The sequence below is a fragment of the Pseudomonas kermanshahensis genome, from assembly GCF_014269205.2.
Classification (GTDB): domain Bacteria; phylum Pseudomonadota; class Gammaproteobacteria; order Pseudomonadales; family Pseudomonadaceae; genus Aquipseudomonas; species Aquipseudomonas kermanshahensis.
The window spans coordinates 3,718,491-3,736,172 of record NZ_JABWRY020000001.1 but is presented as its reverse complement, the minus strand read 5'-3'; the positions used below and the strand labels follow the sequence as shown (position 1 = coordinate 3,736,172).

Genomic DNA, 17,682 nt, shown 5'->3' with positions numbered 1-17,682 from the left:
GGCCTCATGTAGTCGCGGCGGGGCGCGGGAGGGTGAAATGGAAACTGGCGCCCTGGTCGATCTGGCCTTCGGCCCAGACACGGCCGTCATGGCGCTCAATGATGCGGCGTACGCTTGCCAGGCCTATCCCGGTGCCTTCGAAGTCTTCCATGCGGTGCAGGCGCTGGAACACGCCGAACAGTTTGTTGGCGTAGGCCATGTCGAAGCCTACGCCGTTATCGCGGATGCACACCTCGACCTCGTCTGGGTGCTCCTGGGCGCGGATCTCGATGCGCGCAGGGTCGCGACCGCGGGTGTATTTGATGGCGTTGCCAATCAGGTTTTGCAGCGCCAGGTTGATGAACGCCGGGTCAGCGATCACCTTGGGCAGGGGGGCGATGTCCCAGACAATTTCGCGGCCCTGGTAGTCCGGTGCCAGCTCGGCGCGTATGGCGTCGACCAGGGCATTGAGGTCGACATCCGACAGGCGCAGGGCCGAGCGGCCCATTTGCGAGAAATTCAGTAGGTTGTCTACCAGGCTGCCAGCGAATTGCGCGGCTTCGCCAATGTGCTGCAGAAAACGCCGGCCACGCTCGCTAAGGCCCTGGCCTTCGATTTCGCCGAGCAACTCGGTGTACCCCGCAATGTGCCGCAAGGGCGCACGCAGGTCGTGGGACACGCTGTAGGAAAAGGCTTCGAGTTCTTTGTTCGAGCGGCGCAGTTCGCCGGCCAGTTGTGCCAGCTCTTCGGCCTTGCGCAGGACGATGCCCAGCACGGCAGTGCGCAGCTCCACCACGCCTTCGACGATCAACGGGTCCCAGGCTTGGCAAAAGCCGCGTACTTCTTCCTGCCAGCGTTCAAAGCTGTGGCGTGGGTCAAGCTGGCCTTGCGGCCCGACCTGTTTGCTTGGCTGCCCGGCCCAGTTGACCGTGCGCACCTGCTCGGGGCGGAACCACAGCAGGTAGTGCGAGTGGATTTGAGAGATGGCCACTGCCAGCACACCGCCGACATGGTCTGCCAGTTCAGGCAGCTCGTCGATGTCGCGGCGTACGTTGTCGCTGTGGAAGACCGTGTCTTCACCGCGCTGGGCCAACCAGTGCACCAGCGCCGTGACTTGCGCCTGCGGTGGCGTCTTGCCGATCAGGTCGCAACGGTCGGCAGAGATCACTGCGGCGCCGCTGGCACCGGCAAACTCCAGCAGCACATCGGGCAGGTCGCGCAGGCCCTCACTGACGCTGTCGTGATCGGCCATCGACGAGATCATCCGCACGATGTGCTGGCGCAGGTCGAGCAGGGTACGCGTGCTGGCGTGGGATTCACGCGACTCGATCTGCAGCGACAACACGCTGGCCAGCAGCTCACAGGCGGTACGGGTACGCAGGTCCACCGGGCGTGGCTGGTCATGGTGGCAGGACACCAGCCCCCACAGTTGCCCGTCGACCACGATCGACAGCGACATCGAGGCCAGCGTGCCCATGTTGCGCATGTATTGCAGGTGCACCGGCGACACGCTGCGCAGCGCGGCGAAACTCATGTCCAGCGCCTTGCCGGTGCGCGGGTTGGCGGCGGGTACCAGTTTGGAGGGCTGGTAGTTGGCGTCTTCGATCACGCGGATGCGGTTGACCCGATACAGTTCGCGCGCCTGGCGCGGGATGTCCGAGGCGGGGAAGCACAGGCCCAGGTAGCTGGGGTAGCCGGGGTCGGCCACCTCGGCCAGCACCTGGCCGTTGCCTTCGCTGTCGAACCGGTACGCCTTGACCCGGCCGAACCCGGTGATGCGCTTGAGCTGTTCCACCGACTGCTGCAGCAGGTCTTCAAGGCTGGCGGCCATGTGCAGGTTGCCGACGAAGCTGCGCACCAGTGGGTAGTAATCACCTTGCTCAGCCAGGTCGGCCGGCAAGCGCACGGGCTCGAACTCGACGATCAGCACCTGGTCGTGACGGTGGGCCAGCACGCGCAGCTTGTCGCGCCAGGGTGCACCCGGGCGCAGGCACACGTCGCCGATATGAAACGGAAAGGCCTCGTCGTCGGGCAGGCGTGCAAGGTGCGCGCGCATATCGAAGCTGTCACCGACCAGCTCGGCCAAGGCGCAGCCCAGCAGCTCCCTGGCGGGCAAGCCTAGCCAGTGCTCGGCGTTTTCGCTGGCCTGGAGGATGTGCAGGTCGGCCTCGTCCAGCACCAGCAGAAACCCGTGGGGCTGGATGCTGCCCGGCACCTGGATCGGCTCCTGGGCACAGCGCTCTACGGCCTCGGCGAGGGGGTTGTCTGCAGTTATCAATGAAAACGCTCCTGTCATGCCCGCCCATGCAGCGGTCACGTGTCTGGTGCAGGACGATGGTTGACATGCACCGTACCAGAATGTCGGCTGATTTGCCGGCTCATGGCCATTGGAGGCACTGTGCGACGAGGGGTTCGGTGGCATCGAAGTTTTTTTCGCGGTGGCCGCGAACGCCCGCTATCGCTTTATCGCTAATACAAAAAAATGGCTTGAAGCCATCACTGCTATTCCACCCCGCTGCTACGCTCCAATGGGTACACAGCTTCAATGCAAAGCGTCAGCACACAGCGATAAGGATTATAAAGTGACGGAACGCTTTTTGGCCGCGTTGTTTGGCCTGTTGTTGAGCGGCAGTGCCGTAGCGACGGACTTTCTCGTTGAAGTGCGGGTCCTGGTGCAGCGGGGCTGCATGCTGGTCAACCAGACGCGAGATGCCGGGGCACAAGCGTTGGGCCTGATCGACCTGGGCAGTGCCGCGCGGCTCGATGGCCCAGGCGCGCCCTTGAGCGGTGTACTGCACAGCCAGCGGCCGCCACGCTTGGAATGCAACCCCGACACGCCCTATCAGGTGCGGGTCGATGGCGGCCAGCACGGTGGCGCAGGTGAGCTGCGCTTTCTGGCCAACGACGACGGCAAGGCCCGGCCTATTCCTTATCGCTTGTATCGCGACCCCGCCTGGCGCGAGCCGTTGGCGGTCGATGTCGCGCACTCGGCGCGGGTGCCGAGCAGCGGTTCGATCGAACTCCCGCTCTATGCCCGCATCGACAAACTGGCCTGGGTACCACAGGCAGGCCTGTATGGCGACCTGCTCAAGATCACGGTCACCTGGTAAGGATGCCCCCTGCACAAGGACGCGACGCCATGAACCGCACCTCGATCCTGCTGCTTACCCTCGGCCCGCTGCTGTTGCCCGGTGGCGCGGCCCATGGCACCACCACCGGGTTCATCCAGGCGCGGCTGGTGATCAGTGCGGCCTGTCAGATCAGCAGCGGCACCGACCAGCCTGCAACCCTGGGCAACCCAGGCCTGATGGACTTCGGTGAACGTGGCCCGAACTGGGACCAGCCACTGCGCAGCCGGGTCGACGAAGTGGCCGGCGAGGGCCGCTTGCAGATCAGTTGCACGCCCGAGGTCAGGGCCTTCAACGTGCGGATCAACGGCGGCCTGAATGGCAATGACGGCGTACGGCGCCTGAGCAACGGCCGTGAACTGATCCCTTATCAACTGGCGGTGGACCCGGGTGGCAACAGCCGCTACGGCATCGGCCAGGCCCGCGCCTTCACCATCAGCAGCACCCAGCAGATACCGATTCCGATCTACGGCGTGGTAGTGGCGCAACCGCGCGCCCTGCCCGCCGGGCTGTACCGCGACACCCTGAGAGTGACCCTGGACTGGTAACCACGCAAGGAGACTCCGATGCGCACGAACCTCACCCACTGCATCCTCGCCGGCCTCGGTTTGGCCTTGGCTTCCCAGGCCCAGGCCGCCACGGTGACCGGTAACATCACCTCGACGCTGACACTGATCGCGGCCTGCCAGGTCAATGGCAGTTCCGCGAGCTCAGGGTTGAACTTCGGTACCCTCAACTTCGGCACCCAGGATGCCCTGTTCGGTACTGCCAACGCCCAGGTGCTTGGCGGCACGGGTAGCGCCTTGAGCATCCTGTGTTCGGCGGGCAGCATCCCGGCGATCCGCGTGCGCGCCGGTAGCCACGATGGCCAGTCCAGCGGCGGCACGCGTGCGCTCGCCGATGGCGCCGGCAACTTCGTGCCCTACGACTTCTACACCGATACCGGGCGCACCCAGATACTGGCCATTGACGGCACCATCACCTTGCCGACCAGTACCGGCGTGGCCCAGACCGTCAACCTGTATGGTCAGGCACGCGGCAAGGCGGGCCTGCCAGCGGGGGTGTACACCGACACGGTGGCCGTCGAGCTGACCTTCTGAGCCATGCGCGGTTGGCTGGCAAGTGGCATCACGGGTATCGGTGTGCTGCTGGCCACGCCCCTGGGGGCGGTGCCCACCAGCACGTTCCAGGTGAATGCGCAGATCGTCGCCGGTTGCCTGGTGGTCGGTGGCGTGAGCAACTACGGGACGCTCGACTTCGGCACCCAGTCGGCGCTGGCCAGCGGCACCCTGAGCACCTCACTGGGGGGCGCCAGCGTGACGTTTCAGTGCACACCCGGGGTAACCCTGAACATGAGCCTGGACGGCGGCCAGAACAACGCCAGTGGCACACGCAACCTCAAGCGTACGGGCGGCACGCAGGTGTTGGCCTACCAGTTGTACCGCGACGCGGCGTACAGCCAAGCCTTCGGCATTGGCCAGAGCGTGGCGGTCAGTTACACCGACCCCACGTCAATCAAATTGCCGGTGTACGGCAGAACCCAGTTGACCGGCACGCTGCCGGCAGGGACCTACACCGATGTAGTGCAAGTGACGGTGACCTGGTGAAACGGCCAGCACCCATGACAGCAGTCTAAGGAGAGTGGCATGTGGGCAGGCGCGAAGTGGGCGCGTGGTTTGATCGGGTTATCGCTGCTGGCAAGCCTGCCGGCGGGGGCAGCCACCTCGGTGCTGATCTGGCCGATTGACCCGGTGCTGGAGGCTGACCAGAAGGCCGGCGCACTGTGGCTGGAAAACCGCGGCACTGCGCCGGCGAACCTGCAGGTGCGGGTGTTCGCCTGGCGCCAGGGTGATTACCAGGAGCAGTTTCAGGCGCAGCGCGACATCATTGGCAGCCCGCCCGTGGCCAATATCGCCCCGGGGCAAAAACAGTTGATCCGCCTGACCCGCACCGGCAGTTCGCCCGCCGGCCAAGAGCAGGCCTATCGCATCATCATCGACGAAATCCCCCCAGCAGTCCCGGCAGACAACGCCAGTCAGGGCGCTACGGCCGCGATCCGCCTGCAGATGCGTTATTCGGTGCCGCTGTTCGTCTACGGCGAAGGGTTGTGGGGCAAGGCCGACCCTGAAGGCAAACGTAATGCCGAAGGGGTGGGCAAGCCGCAACTGAGCTGGCACGCAGTGACCGTGCAGGGCAAACCCTACGTCGAGCTGCGCAACACCGGCCCGGTGCATGCGCGCCTGACCGATGTGGTGGTGCAGCAAGGCAGCCAGAGCAAACCGCTGGCCGAAGGCCTGCTGGGCTATGTATTGCCCGGTGCCAGCATGCGTTGGCCGGCGCCGATGGCGCCGAGCGCCGGCAGTGTGCTGAAAGGGCGGGTCAATGGCCAGAACGTGGCGGATGCCATCCGCCAAGGTCAATGAGCCAGCGGCTGAATGAAGGGCAGGGGCCAGGGAGGACCCGGCAATGGTCGGAAACCGTGTGTGAAATGGCTGTCGGCGACGCCGCGCCACTGGTGCCTGGGGCTGGCCCTGTTCGGCCCCTGCCTGGCACTGGCCGACGACCTGCCGCCACCGCCCACGGAGATGTCCGCCATCGCCGACGCCACGCTGTACCTCGACCTGCTGGTGAACCAGATGCCCAGGGCTGAACTGGTGCCCGTGCAGCAACGGGCCGGGCAACTGTTCCTGGGCAGTGATGTGCTGCGCACGGCCGGTATCAGCCTGCCAGGCGACCCCCAGGGCGAAGTGGCACTGGATGCTGTGCCAGGTCTGCACGCCGACTACGACAGCCAGAACCAGCGCCTGCTACTGCAGGTGCCGCCGGCCTGGCTGCCGGACCAACAGGTAGGCGATCGCAACCTGTACCCGGCCAGCGACGCGCGCAGCAGTTTCGGCGCCTTATTCAACTACGACCTGTACCTGAATGACACCGATGAGGGTGGCACCTACCTGGCAGCCTGGAACGAACTGCGCCTGTTCGACAGCTGGGGGACGTTCTCCAGTACCGGCCAGTGGCGCCAGTCGTTCAATGGCGCCCAGGCCGACCAGTCGCGCCAGGGCTTCCTGCGTTACGACAGCACCTGGCGCTTCACCGATGAACAACGGCTGCTCAGCTACGAAGCCGGTGATTTCGTCACCGGTGCCTTGCCCTGGACCAGCGCGGTGCGGGTCGGCGGCCTGCAACTGTCGCGCGATTTCGCGGCTCGTCCGGACTTGGTGACCTACCCGCTGCCCGCATTCGCCGGAGAGGCGGCGGTACCGACTTCGCTGGACCTGTTCATCAACGGCTACAAGTCCAGCACCACCGAGCTGCAGCCCGGCCCGTACACCCTGACCAACGTGCCGTTCATCAACGGTGCAGGTGAGGCGGTGGTGGTAACCACCGACGCCCTCGGCCGGCAGGTGTCGACCACGCTGCCGTTCTATGTCACCAGCAGCCTGCTGCAAAAGGGCCTGTCGGACTTCTCAGTGGCTGCCGGTAGCCTGCGCCGCGATTATGCCGTGCGCGATTTCAGTTACGGCCCAGGGGTCGCCTCGGGGAGCTTACGCTACGGCCTCAGCGACAGCTTTACCCTGGAGAGCCACCTCGAAACCGCCGAGTCACTGGTGCTGGGCGGCTTGGGTGGCAACATGCGCCTGGGCAACTTCGGGGTGTTGAATGCGGCCTTGGCACAGAGCCAGTTCGACGGCGAAAAGGGCCATCAGGTCGCCCTCGGTTACCAGTACAACAGCCAGCGCATCGGCTTCAGCTACCAGCGCCTGCAGCGCCATGGTGACTACGCCGACCTGTCTCGGGTCGACAGCCCGGACATGCAGTTGAGCCAACGTAGCGAGCAGGTCACCGTCAGCCTCAACCTCAATGAATACGGCAGCCTCGGCGCTGGCTATTTCGACGTACGCGCCGCAGACGCTTCGCGCACGCGCCTGATCAACCTGAGCTGGAGCAAGCCGCTGTGGGGCAACAGCAGCATCTACCTGTCGGCCAACCGCGAAATCGGTGACAGCCAGTGGGCCGTGCAGGCGCAATTGGTCATGCCGTTCGACCTTAACGGTACCCTGGCTTTAAGCGCAGAACGCAGCAAGGAAGGCGAGGACCTGCAGCGGGTCAACTACAGCCGGGCGGTGCCGGTGGGCGGTGGCGTCGGGTACAACCTGGGGTATGCCACCGGTGGCAACCGCGATGCCTATCGCCAGGCCGATGTCACCTGGCGCCTGCAGTCGGTGCAGTTGCAGGCCGGTGTATACGGCAGCAGTGGCGAGATGACCCGATGGGCAGACGCCAGCGGCTCGTTGGTTTGGATGGACGCCGGGGTGTTCGCCGCCAACCGCATCGACGACGCCTTCGTGGTGGTCAGCACCAACGGCTACGCCGATGTGCCGGTGCGCTACGAGAACCAGCAGATCGGCCGCACCGACAGCAGCGGCCATTTGCTGGTGCCGTACAGCAGCGGTTACTACCGGGGCAAATATGAGATCGACCCGATGGACCTGCCGCCCGACATCCTGGCACCCGAAGTGGAGCAGCGTGTGGCGGTGCGTCGTGGCAGCGGCTACTTGCTGGAGTTCCCGCTCAGGCGCGTGCTGGCGGCGAGTATCGAGTTGGTGGACGCTAGCCATCAGGTGATCAAGCTCGGCAGCCGAGTGACCCACGAGGAAAGCGGCAGCCAGGCGGTGGTTGGCTGGGATGGGTTGGTCTACCTGGAAAACCTCTCGCCGCACAACCGCCTGCAGGTGGCGCTGGAGGGCGGAGGGCAGTGCCAAGTCGAATTCGACCTGCCTGAAGGCGCAGGCTCGGTCCCCTTGATCGGCCCATTGGTGTGCCGATGAAGGCCTGGCAGCGAGGGTTGTGGGCGTGCGCGTTGCTGCTGCCGGCAGGTGCGGCGTGGGCCAAGTGCGCGTCGGTGCCAACCTCGCCCGCAGCGTTTGGCACCATCAGTTCGACCCTGGTCCGCAGCACGGTACAGACCGCCTTCAGCAGCAATTCGGGGTTGCAGTGCAACGGCTCGGTGCTCAGTGTGCTCGGCAGTGGCGATACCTTCAAAGCGACCATTCTGCCGGCTACCGGTGGTTTGGTCGGCCCCACCGGTGACGTCATCCCCTACACGCTGTATGCCGACAGCAGCACCAACTACCCGATCACCCGTGGCGTGGCCTTCGATTTTGCCCGCAACGGCATTCTTGACCTGCTCGGGTTGCTCAACGGTACACCCAAGGCGGTGCCGATCTACATGCGCACGCAGATCAATAGCAACGTAGCGGCAGGGCTTTACCAGGAGACGCTGAGCGTCAACTGGGCCTGGAACTACTGCGATGGGATTGGCATTGGCGGTTTGTGCATCGGCCGAGATAACAGTTCCGGCACCCAGTTTCTCACGGTCAGCCTGACGGTGAGCAACGACTGCCAGATCACCACACCCACCATCAGTTTCGGCAGTGCGCCGGTGGTGTCGGGGTTTGCCACGGTTAACCAAGGCGTGAGCCTGTCATGTACCAAAGGCACCAGCTACACGGTGGGGCTGGATGACGGGCAGAACGTGTCGGGTGGGCGGCGCAGGATGAAGTCGGCGGCCAACAACTACCTGGCCTACGATATCTTCAAGAGCGGCAGTACAGTGCGCTGGGGCTCGGTCACCGGTGCCCGGCGTTCGAGCAGTGATGCCGATATCAACCCAGGGGTGGGTACGGGGACAGGCAGCCAGGTGTTCAACTACAACGCCAAGGTGTACACCGACCAGGCCACACCGCCGGCGGCGAGCTACACCGACAGTGTGACGCTGGACGTGCAGTTTTAGCGTTCTACTGAACCTGCCTCTTCGCGGGCAAGCCCGCGAAGGCGCCTTGAAGGTCAACGCAGATCGTCAGCCATCTTCAGCAATGTCTCCAACACTGCCCCTGCCAGTGCCTTCGACCGCGCCCCTGACCACCCGGTAACGGCATTGGGTGCATCGTCATGGTCCTTGAAGGGCATTTCCAGCGTCAGTGACAGGCAGTCATGGGCCATGCCCACCGCATTGCACGCCAGCGTGGTATTGGCTTGCCCAGGCTCATCACGTGTATAGCCATGCACGGTCTGGAAGTCCGGGGTCACGCTGCACAGCGTGCTCCGGAACTGCTCCTCCAGCTTAGCCAGGCGTGGTGTGTAACCGGGGTTGCCCTCGCACGCCGCAGTGAACACATGGGGGATTTCTTCATCCCCGTGCACATCGATGAACGCATCCACCCCGTACTGCTTCATCTGCGCCTGGGCAAAGAACACCTCAGGGCTGAACTCAACGCTGGCGTCCTGCCAAGCACGGTTGAGGTCCTTGCCCTTGAAGTTGGTGCGCAGATGCCCGAGGAAGGCGCCGTCCGGGTTCATGTTGGGGATCAGGTACAGGTCGGCCTTTGCCAGCAGTTGCTGCACCTGGCCATCGTTGGCTTGCAGGCGGTCGATCACGCCCTCCATGAACCACTCGGCCATGTGCTCGCCGGGGTGTTGCTGGGCAATCAGCCACAGCTTGCGCTTGCCGGCTGCGCCGTCGCCCGCACGCAGCAAGGGGATATCGCGCCCTTGCACACTGCGGCCGCTGGCCAGCAGTTCGACACCGGGGATCTGCTTGGCGCGCTCGATCAGTTGGTTGTGGCGCGCGCGAGGGTAGGGCTCGAAGTAGGCGAACCAGATCTGTTCCTGCTTGGCAGTCACTTCGAATGACAATGCCTTGCCATCGAACTGGCTGGGTACGCGAAACCAGGTCTGCTGGTCGTAGGAGGCCACGGCGTTGTACCCGGCCCAGGCATTCTTGTAGGAGGATTCGGAGGCGTTATCCAGGCTGAAGCGATGGACCTGGCCCGGCGTCAACCCGCTGACCTTGAAGTGAAACCACTGGAAGTGGCCGCTGTGGGTGTCCGGCCGGATGGCCAGGTGGACCTTGGCAGGGTTGCTGGCATCCAGAACCTGGATGTTGCCGGAATCGAAATCGCAGTCGATCTGCAGGGGGGACAGCGTCACGGTCATCGCCGGGCTCCTTGACGGGCTTTGTTGTGGGGTTACTGTACACCGGTTGCGCGCTTGAGTGATGCGGGTGGCCTGTTGCTTCAGGTGTCGAGGGCTCGACAGTCACTGGTTTGTGCTTTGTTTTGCATATTAGGTTATCGCTAAAATCAATTTCATTTATTAATTGGCTGCCGTTAGAGTCCAGGTTCCCTACCTGCAAGGAGCCGCGGATGTCCATCCGATCCCACCTTCTGATGATTGCCGCCAGCGCATTGCTGGCGACCCAAGCCTTCGCAACCGAACGCCTGACCCTGCGCATTGGTGACCAGAAAGGCAACATGCGTGCACAGCTGGAAGCCGCCGGTGCCTTGCGCGACCTGCCCTACGACATTCAGTGGGCCGAGTTTCCCGCCGCTGCGCCCTTGGCCGAGGCGCTGAATGCTGGGGCGATCGATGCCGGCATCATCGGCGATGCACCGTTGCTGTTCGTGCTCGCCTCCGGGGCGCCGGTGAAGGCGATCGCCGTCGACAAGTCCGACCCTTACGGCACGGCATTGTTGGTGAACCCCGATGCGCCCTTCAACAGCGCCGCCGACCTCAAGGGCAAGCGCATTGCCACGGGCCGCGGGTCGATTGGCCATCATCTGGCGCTCAAGGCGCTGGACCAAGCTGGCCTGTCGGAAAAGGACGTCGAGTTTCGCTTTCTCGGCCCGGTCGATGCCAAGATTGCCTTGGCCAATGGCGCGGTGGACGCCTGGTCGACCTGGGAACCCTACACCGCGCTGTCCGAGCTGAGCGGGCAGGGCAGGGTGCTGGTCAATGGCCGTGGCCTGTCCAGCGGCAACAGCTTCCTCGCGGCCACCGACAACGCGCTGGAGGATGCGCCACGCCGGGCCGCACTGCAGGACTACCTGGCACGCCTGGCCGGCGCCCAGGTCTGGGCGTATCAGCACCTGGACAGTTATTCGAAAACCCTCGCGGCGATCATCGGCTTCCCTGAAGAGGCCGCGCGCCTGCAGTTCGAACGCCGCCAATTGCGCTGGCAGGCCATCGACGCCACCACCATTGCCGAACAACAGGAAACCGCCGACTTCTATAAAGCCCACGGCCTGATGAGCCAACGGCTGGATGTGGCACCGACCTTCGCCAGCGGCTTCAGCGTGCCCGCAACCGATGCACTGGCGGCTCAACGCTGACCCTGTTGCGGGCTTGCCTGCGAGAGGCCACGGCAGTTACAGGGTTTCTCCTTAGTCGAAGGCGATGACCGACGAACAGATGGCGCCTTTGCTGCTTGCCGCAGTCAGCAAGATGACGCTCTGAATCGCCTCATCAGGATGGCTCGCGCTCCAGGCTTTGCCGGGCCACCCACTTCAGCAGCGTTGCGATGGGCACGCGGCGGTGCACTTCGTGACGCTGCTGTGCAGCAGTGCCGTCGCCCGTGCGCTCGCGATAACGGCTCAGAATCAGATGCTGGCCATCCTCGGAGACCCGCGCCTCGAGCTCGTGCAGCACCTGCTGGCGAGTGTCGCGCTGCAGGCGCCTGAACAACACCACCGGTTGGGGATCATTCATCGGTGGGTACCCCCGTACAGCTCGCCGGCCGTTTGCCAGGCGCGCCAGCCTTGCCTTCGGCCACCCGCTCGGCACGCTGTTGGGCGGTGTAGTCGCGCACGGCCAGGTAGTAATCAGGCAGGATGCGCAACGTGTCGGTAACCGGCAGCGCTTCGGCGCGGCCATCCACCACACTGCCTGCCATGGCCACATTGCCCAGGGTGTCGACCGTGTCGCTGTTGTCGCCGAACGGGTCGACCGCCAAGCTCAGCACGCTGCCGGTTGCATCGCGCAGGTTGTGGGTGCCCAGCAGCGGTAGCTCGACGATCGGGCCATCGGCGATGTTCCACACGCCGAAGGTTTGGCCAAAGTCCGACGTGTGTCGGGGTAGCCCCATCTTTCCGGACACATCGATCAAGCCGGCGACGCCCAGGGTCGTGTTGAACATGAAGCGCGTGAGGCTGGTCATCGCCCGTTCGCCGTTGCCTTGTAACAGGTCGTTGACCAAGACCTTGGGTTCGCCGAAGTTGGCGGCGAAGTTGTGCACGCCCTGCCTGGTGAAATCAGGCAATGCGCTATAGCCACGGGCGACCGGTGCCAGCAGGTAATCGTCGACACTGCGGTTGAAGGCGAACACGGCGCGGTTGGCGGGCTCGGCGGGGTCGCTGAGCTGATAGGCCACTGGGCCGCAGGCACTGGCAGGTGGCCGCTGGCTGCAGCCGCCGGCAGCGAGCAATGACAAGGCCAATAGCGCATGGCGGGCTGAAAACCAGGCAGTGGGGGTAGCGGTGGGCATGGGCACATTCCTGACAAGAACTGGCGCCGATGGTGTGGCCGGTTGATTGCGTGGGAATGTCTGGATTATTGCCCGGCTGACACTTTGTTTCCGGGTTGAAATATATGACGGCAGCCCTGGGATGGCCGTAAAGTAAGTCTTTACTCCCTCTGTTCGCGGTGCCCCGGTGTGAGCCATTTGCTGATTGTCGACGATGATGTCGAAGTACTCGACCTGCTGCAGAAGTTTCTCCGCCAGCACGGCTACGAGGTCGATGTGGCCAGTGATGGCCAAGGCCTTTGGCAGGTACTCGAACGGCGCGTGCCGGACTTGGTCATTTTGGATGTCATGCTGCCGGGCGACAGTGGCCTGGTGCTGTGCCAGCGCTTGCAGGCTGAGTACAAGGTAGCGGTGATCATGCTCACCGCCATGGGCGAACTGAGCGACCGTGTGGTGGGCTTGGAGCTGGGCGCGGACGACTACCTGACCAAGCCGTTCGCCGCTCGCGAGTTGCTGGCCCGGGTGCGGGCGGTACTGCGCCGGGCAGGCGAGAGTCCGGGCAGTCCAGTGCCTGCCTCGTCGCGTGCCGTACTCGAATTCTCTGGCTGGCAGCTGGACGTGCTGCGACGTGAGTTGCGCTCGCCTGAGGGGGTCATGATCCCCTTGTCCAACGGCGAATTCGAGCTGCTGCTGGTGTTCGCCGAGCACCCCAGGCGCGTGCTCAGCCGCCAGCAACTGCTGGACCTGGCGCGCGGCGAAGCGCACGAGGCCTATGACCGCAGCATCGACGTGCAGGTGAGCCGGCTGCGGCGCAAGCTTGAAAGCGACGGCGACAGCGAACCGTTGATCCGCACCTTGCGCAACGTCGGCTACCTGTTCACCGCCAGCGTGACCAAGCGATGAGGATGCTGGCCTGGGCGCGCAGGGCCCTGCCACGGCCACGCGTCACCATTGCCCGCTGGATCGCGCTCACTACCCTGGCGGCCATGCTCAGCCTGCTGCTGCTCAAGTGGCTGTTCGGTGTACTGCTCAGCGTGTGGGCGCAGCCGCCGTTGCTGGAAAGCGGCTTGATCGAGAAGGTTGCTACTGTTGCCCGCATGGTCGACGCCGCACCTGTGGCGCAGCGGCCGACCTTGGCCAGCGCCGCAGGTGATGTGTCGTATAGCGTGCAATGGCTACTGCAGCGTGACGAGGCCGGTTTGCCAGCCCTGGTAGATAACGAATTTCACCAAGGGGCGCCGACATTGCGCGCACTCCTGGCGCGCCCGGACGCGCAGATCGAGGTCTACGGACCGTCCGACTTGCCCGCGCAGGCGCAACCGCGTGGCTATGCGCTTCTGATTGAGCTGTCAGACAAGTCATGGCTGCTCTATCGCGCCACCGACCGCAGCTGGGGGCTGGATGAACTGCCGCGCAACCTGATCATTGTGGCGCTGATGATCGTCTCCAGCCTGGCGCTCGCGCTATTTGCCACACGCTACCTGGCCCGCCCTCTGGAGCGCTTCGCCGAAGGTGCGCGGCGCTTTGGCAAGGACTTCAACGCCCCACCGATCCCAGTGGTCGGCCCTTACGACCTGCGCCAGGCCATTTTGGCTTTCAACGCCACCCAGGCCCAGCTCAAGCATTTTCTCGACGACCGCACGCAGATGCTCGCGGCGATTTCCCATGACCTGCGCGCCCCGTTGACACGCATGCGCCTGCGCGCCGAGTTCATCGAAGAGGGCGAACTGCAGGCCAAGTTGTTCAAGGACGTGGACGAGATGCAGGCGATGGTCGACGCCGCGCTGCAGTTTTTCCGCGATGATGCACGGCTGGAACCGGCCACGGCGTTCGACCTGGGCGAGCTGTTGTCGACCGTGGTCGACGACTTCAAGGATGCGGGGGTGGACATCGACCTCAGCGGGCCGCGCCGTTGGGTCTATGTGGGCCGCCCGATTGGTATCAAGCGGGTGATGGTCAACCTGATCGAAAATGCGGTGAAGTACGGCACCGAGCCGACGGTGCAGTTGGCGATCACTGACGAGCAGATCATCATCCGCGTTCTTGACCGAGGCCCGGGCATCCCAGAGCACTTGCAAGCATGCGTTTTCGAGCCCTTCTACCGCATCGAAGGCTCACGCAACAAGGACACCGGCGGGGTCGGCCTGGGCTTGCCGGCGGCGCGCGCCATCGTCCTCGAACAGGGCGGTAGCGTGACCCTGAGCAACCGCCAGGGCGGTGGGCTCGAGGTCAGGGTCACGCTGCCTGTCGGCTGACCCACCGGTGGCGATCAGAGGCCCAGGTCACTGAGCCCGGGGTGATCGTCCGGGCGCCGCCCCAGGGGCCAATGGAACTTGCGATCCGCCTCGGCGATAGGTTGCTCGTTGATACTCGAATGGCGGTTCTGCATCAGGCCATCCTCGGCAAATTCCCAGTTCTCATTGCCATAGGCACGGAACCACTGGCCGCTGTCATCGTGGTACTCGTACGCGTAGCGCACGGCAATGCGGTTGCCGGTGAAGGCCCACAGCTCCTTGATCAGGCGATACTCCAGTTCATGGTTCCACTTGCGTGTCAGAAAGGCCTCCACCTCGGCCCGACCACGGGGGAACTCGACACGGTTACGCCACACGGTATCGGGCGTGTAGGCCAACGCCACCTTGGCGGCGTCGCGGCTGTTCCAGCCGTCTTCGGCAAGACGGACCTTTTCGATGGCGGTTTCACGGGTGAAAGGGGGCAGCGGTGGGCGGGGCATCGTAGGCACTCCTCGGGTGGTTTATAGCTAGGAGCGTAGTCATCGAGGGCGGTACAGGGAATCGGCGTGCCCGGCACTTCATAATTGCGGGCGGCGGAATAATGTTGGGATGCGGAGGTCGCAAGTGAGTCCCTGACTCTGTGGGAGCAGCTGTCTTGTGGTGCTTGTTCCGGCCTCTTCGCGGGCAAGTCGGACCGCCGCACCGCCGCTCCCACCCGAACTGTGTAGCCTCCAAGTCTAGCGCCGCACCTGTGGGAGCCGGCTCCCACGGGGCCCTGCTAAATCAATGAAACATCCTCTCTAGGGGAGGTTCTCAGGCGTTCAGGCTGCGCCGTCCAACGCTGTGCCCGTCGCCTTCGCGCGCCCGCCGAGCCATACCAAAAGCAGCCCCGCAGCCGCCAGCAGCCCACCAGCCATCGGTACCGCCGCGTAGCCCAGGTTCAGGCTGATCACCCCACCTCCCAGCGCAGCGCCCACGGCATTGCCAAGGTTGAACGCGCCGACGTTGATCGAAGAGGCCAGCCCTGGGGCCTCGGCGGCGGCGGTCATGACGCGCATCTGCAGTGGCGGCACCACGGCGAAGGTGAACACACCCCACACCAGCAGCGCGAGGGCGGCGCCCAGGTGGCTGCCCAGCACCAGTGGCATCAGCAGCATGATCACCGCCAACGCACCCAGGAAGATCCGTGCCGCGCCATCCAGTGACCAATCGGCCAGTCGCCCGCCGAGGCTGTTGCCCAAGGTGAAGCCCACGCCGATCAGGACCAGCCCGAGGGTGACGAAGCTGTCCGAGGCACCGGTCAGTTCGGCCAGTACCGGCGCCACGTAGGTGTACAGGGTGAACATGGCGCCGGCACCCAGCACGGTGGTGGCCATGGCCAGCAGCACGCTGGGGCGGGCAATCACGGCCAGTTCCTTGCGTACATGGGGCACGCTGCCGCGCTCACCCTTGGGCAGGGCGTACCACAGCGCGGCCATGGCCAGCAGGCCGAGCACCGCTGTGCCGGCAAACGCCATGCGCCAGCCGACCTGCTGGCCGACCCAGGTGGCGGCAGGCACACCGCCGATATTGGCGATGGTCAGGCCCATGAACATGGTCGCCACGGCGCTGGCTTGTTTGTCCTTGGGCACCACGCTGGCAGCAACCACTGCGCCCAGGCCGAAGAAGGCCCCGTGGTTGAGGCTGGTGACCAGGCGGGAGGCCAGCAGCGTGTAGTAGTCCGGCGAAAGTGCCGACAACAGGTTGCCCAGGGTGAAGATGGCCATCAGCGACATCAGCGCGGCGCGCTTGCCGAAGCGGCTGAACAGCAAGGTCATGATCGGTGCACCGACCATCACGCCGATGGCGTAGGCGGTGATCAGCATGCCCGCGCTGGGGATGCTTGCATCGACGCCTTGGGCGATCACGGGCAACAGGCCCATGGGGGTGAATTCGGTGGTGCCGATGCCGAAGGCGCCGATGGCCAGGGCGAACAGGACCCGTTTGGGAGAAAGCGTGCTCATCGAGCGCTCCGGATTGGATGAAGGGGGGTAGGAGCAGCCTTGTGCTGCGAAGAGGCCGGTGAACACAGCATGAGTCTTCGCTGTGTTTACGGGCCTCTTCGCAGCACAAGGCTGCTCCTACAGTGCAAGCTGCAGCGGAAGGGCGATCAGTCCCAGGCTGGCGCAAGGCCATCCGGGCTGACTTCACGCCCGTTGCGTTCGAGCGTGGCGATGCGCGCCATGTCGTCGGCGTCCAGGCGCAGGTCTCGGGCGAGCAGGTTGCTGGCCAGGTTTTCGCGTTTGGTCGACGACGGGATCACCGCATAGCCCAATTGCAGGGCCCAGGCCAGGGCCACTTGCGCGACGGTGGCTTTGTGCTTGGCAGCGATCTCAGCCAGCACCGGGTCTTTCAGGACCTTGCCATAGGCCAGGGTCATGTAGGAGGTGACGGTGATGCCCTGATCCTGCAGGAACGCGGCCAGCTTGGCATTTTGCAGGTAAGGGCTGAGCTCGATCTGGTTGGTGGCGATTTCGCCCTCGCCAACCACCGCGATGGCCTGCTGGGTCAGGTCGATGTTGAAGTTGGACACACCGATCTGGCGGGTCAGGCCCTGCGCCTTGGCCTCAGCCAGGGCTGCCATGTACTCGGGCAGCTCGACGCCATTGCCCGGTGCCGGCCAGTGGATCAGCAACAGGTCGACATGGTCGGTGCGCAGCTTGGTCAGGCTCTCGCGCAGGCTGGGGACCAGCTTGTCGGCGGCGTAGTTGTCGACCCAGATCTTGGTGGTGATGAACAGCTCGCTGCGCGGCACGCCGCTTTCGGCGATGGCTTGGCCCACCTCGGCTTCGTTCTTGTAGATCTGTGCGGTGTCGATGACGCGGTAGCCCAGCGCCAGGGCCGACTTGACCGAATCGATGACGGCCTGGCCGGTGAGGCGGAAGGTGCCCAGGCCGAAAGAGGGAATGCTCATGATCTTGCTCCTGATGAGGCTACGTGAACCGAACGGTGCTTGCGTTGGTTGTTCAGGTGAGGGAGCAGTGTGCGGCTTCTCCAGAAG

The 17,682-nt window shown here is 64.5% G+C and carries 17 protein-coding genes; 10 read left to right on the top strand and 7 right to left on the bottom strand.

Features of this window, described 5'->3' with window-relative positions; genetic code table 11:
- Positions 1–4: 4 nt before the first annotated feature.
- Positions 5–2,254, bottom strand: a complete 2,250-nt coding sequence (locus HU764_RS16820) for an ATP-binding protein (RefSeq protein WP_186703382.1) — start codon at positions 2,252–2,254, stop codon at positions 5–7.
- Positions 2,255–2,561: 307 nt separating this feature from the next.
- On the opposite strand from HU764_RS16820, the gene HU764_RS16815 reads away from it, so the two are divergent.
- The 7 genes from HU764_RS16815 (at position 2,562) to HU764_RS16785 (ending at position 8,901) form a co-directional block, all read left to right on the top strand.
- On the top strand, positions 2,562–3,089 hold the full coding sequence (locus HU764_RS16815) for a Csu type fimbrial protein (RefSeq protein WP_027593901.1): 528 nt from the start codon (positions 2,562–2,564) through the stop codon (positions 3,087–3,089).
- Between the two features lie 29 nt (positions 3,090–3,118).
- Positions 3,119–3,655: a Csu type fimbrial protein gene (locus HU764_RS16810; RefSeq protein ID WP_027593900.1), complete on the top strand. Its 537-nt coding sequence runs from the start codon at positions 3,119–3,121 to the stop codon at positions 3,653–3,655.
- An 18-nt stretch (positions 3,656–3,673) separates the two neighbouring features.
- The gene (locus HU764_RS16805) at positions 3,674–4,207 is read left to right on the top strand and encodes a Csu type fimbrial protein (RefSeq protein WP_186678894.1); all 534 of its coding nucleotides are present in this window, start codon (positions 3,674–3,676) and stop codon (positions 4,205–4,207) included.
- Positions 4,208–4,210: 3 nt separating this feature from the next.
- The gene (locus HU764_RS16800; RefSeq protein ID WP_027593898.1) at positions 4,211–4,714 is read left to right on the top strand and encodes a Csu type fimbrial protein; all 504 of its coding nucleotides are present in this window, start codon (positions 4,211–4,213) and stop codon (positions 4,712–4,714) included.
- A 39-nt stretch (positions 4,715–4,753) separates the two neighbouring features.
- Entirely contained in the window at positions 4,754–5,530 is a 777-nt protein-coding gene (locus HU764_RS16795) for a fimbrial biogenesis chaperone (protein ID WP_027593897.1), read from the top strand.
- Positions 5,531–5,692: 162 nt separating this feature from the next.
- Complete coding sequence (locus tag HU764_RS16790) at positions 5,693–7,936, top strand: fimbria/pilus outer membrane usher protein (protein WP_189662456.1); 2,244 nt, start codon at positions 5,693–5,695, stop codon at positions 7,934–7,936.
- Positions 7,933–8,901: a Csu type fimbrial protein gene (locus tag HU764_RS16785; RefSeq protein ID WP_186703364.1), complete on the top strand. Its 969-nt coding sequence runs from the start codon at positions 7,933–7,935 to the stop codon at positions 8,899–8,901. The genes HU764_RS16790 and HU764_RS16785 overlap by 4 nt, the downstream gene beginning before the upstream one ends.
- A 53-nt stretch (positions 8,902–8,954) precedes the next feature.
- Here HU764_RS16785 and HU764_RS16780 read toward each other — a convergent pair whose 3' ends face one another.
- Complete coding sequence (locus HU764_RS16780; RefSeq protein ID WP_186678885.1) at positions 8,955–10,103, bottom strand: M14 family metallopeptidase; 1,149 nt, start codon at positions 10,101–10,103, stop codon at positions 8,955–8,957.
- A 209-nt stretch (positions 10,104–10,312) separates the two neighbouring features.
- On the opposite strand from HU764_RS16780, the gene HU764_RS16775 reads away from it, so the two are divergent.
- The gene (locus HU764_RS16775; protein WP_186678882.1) at positions 10,313–11,278 is read left to right on the top strand and encodes an ABC transporter substrate-binding protein; all 966 of its coding nucleotides are present in this window, start codon (positions 10,313–10,315) and stop codon (positions 11,276–11,278) included.
- A 133-nt stretch (positions 11,279–11,411) separates the two neighbouring features.
- Here the strand turns inward: HU764_RS16775 and HU764_RS16770 are convergent, their stop codons facing one another.
- Together HU764_RS16770 and HU764_RS16765 are read right to left on the bottom strand one after the other, a co-directional pair.
- Positions 11,412–11,654 (bottom strand): hypothetical protein, encoded by a 243-nt coding sequence (locus tag HU764_RS16770; RefSeq protein WP_186703363.1) that lies wholly within the window; start codon positions 11,652–11,654, stop codon positions 11,412–11,414.
- A complete protein-coding gene (locus HU764_RS16765; RefSeq protein ID WP_186678877.1) occupies positions 11,647–12,429 on the bottom strand; it encodes an MlaA family lipoprotein in 783 nt (260 codons plus the stop codon). The genes HU764_RS16770 and HU764_RS16765 overlap by 8 nt, the downstream gene beginning before the upstream one ends.
- Positions 12,430–12,597: 168 nt before the next feature.
- Between HU764_RS16765 and HU764_RS16760 the strand changes: the two genes are divergently transcribed.
- Both HU764_RS16760 and HU764_RS16755 read left to right on the top strand, forming a co-directional pair.
- Positions 12,598–13,311, top strand: a complete 714-nt coding sequence (locus HU764_RS16760; RefSeq protein ID WP_186703362.1) for a response regulator — start codon at positions 12,598–12,600, stop codon at positions 13,309–13,311.
- A complete protein-coding gene (locus HU764_RS16755) occupies positions 13,308–14,663 on the top strand; it encodes an ATP-binding protein (protein ID WP_186678869.1) in 1,356 nt (451 codons plus the stop codon). Before HU764_RS16760 ends, HU764_RS16755 begins: the two co-directional genes overlap by 4 nt.
- Before the next feature lie 14 nt (positions 14,664–14,677).
- Here HU764_RS16755 and HU764_RS16750 read toward each other — a convergent pair whose 3' ends face one another.
- From HU764_RS16750 to dkgB, 3 genes are all read right to left on the bottom strand, one after another.
- Positions 14,678–15,142, bottom strand: a complete 465-nt coding sequence (locus tag HU764_RS16750; RefSeq protein ID WP_027593888.1) for a nuclear transport factor 2 family protein — start codon at positions 15,140–15,142, stop codon at positions 14,678–14,680.
- Positions 15,143–15,463: 321 nt separating this feature from the next.
- A complete protein-coding gene (locus HU764_RS16745) occupies positions 15,464–16,645 on the bottom strand; it encodes an MFS transporter (protein ID WP_027593887.1) in 1,182 nt (393 codons plus the stop codon).
- 146 nt (positions 16,646–16,791) lie between these two features.
- Positions 16,792–17,595, bottom strand: coding sequence for a 2,5-didehydrogluconate reductase DkgB (gene dkgB, locus HU764_RS16740; RefSeq protein ID WP_186678864.1), 804 nt, complete (start codon positions 17,593–17,595; stop codon positions 16,792–16,794).
- Between the last annotated feature and the right edge of the window lie 87 nt (positions 17,596–17,682).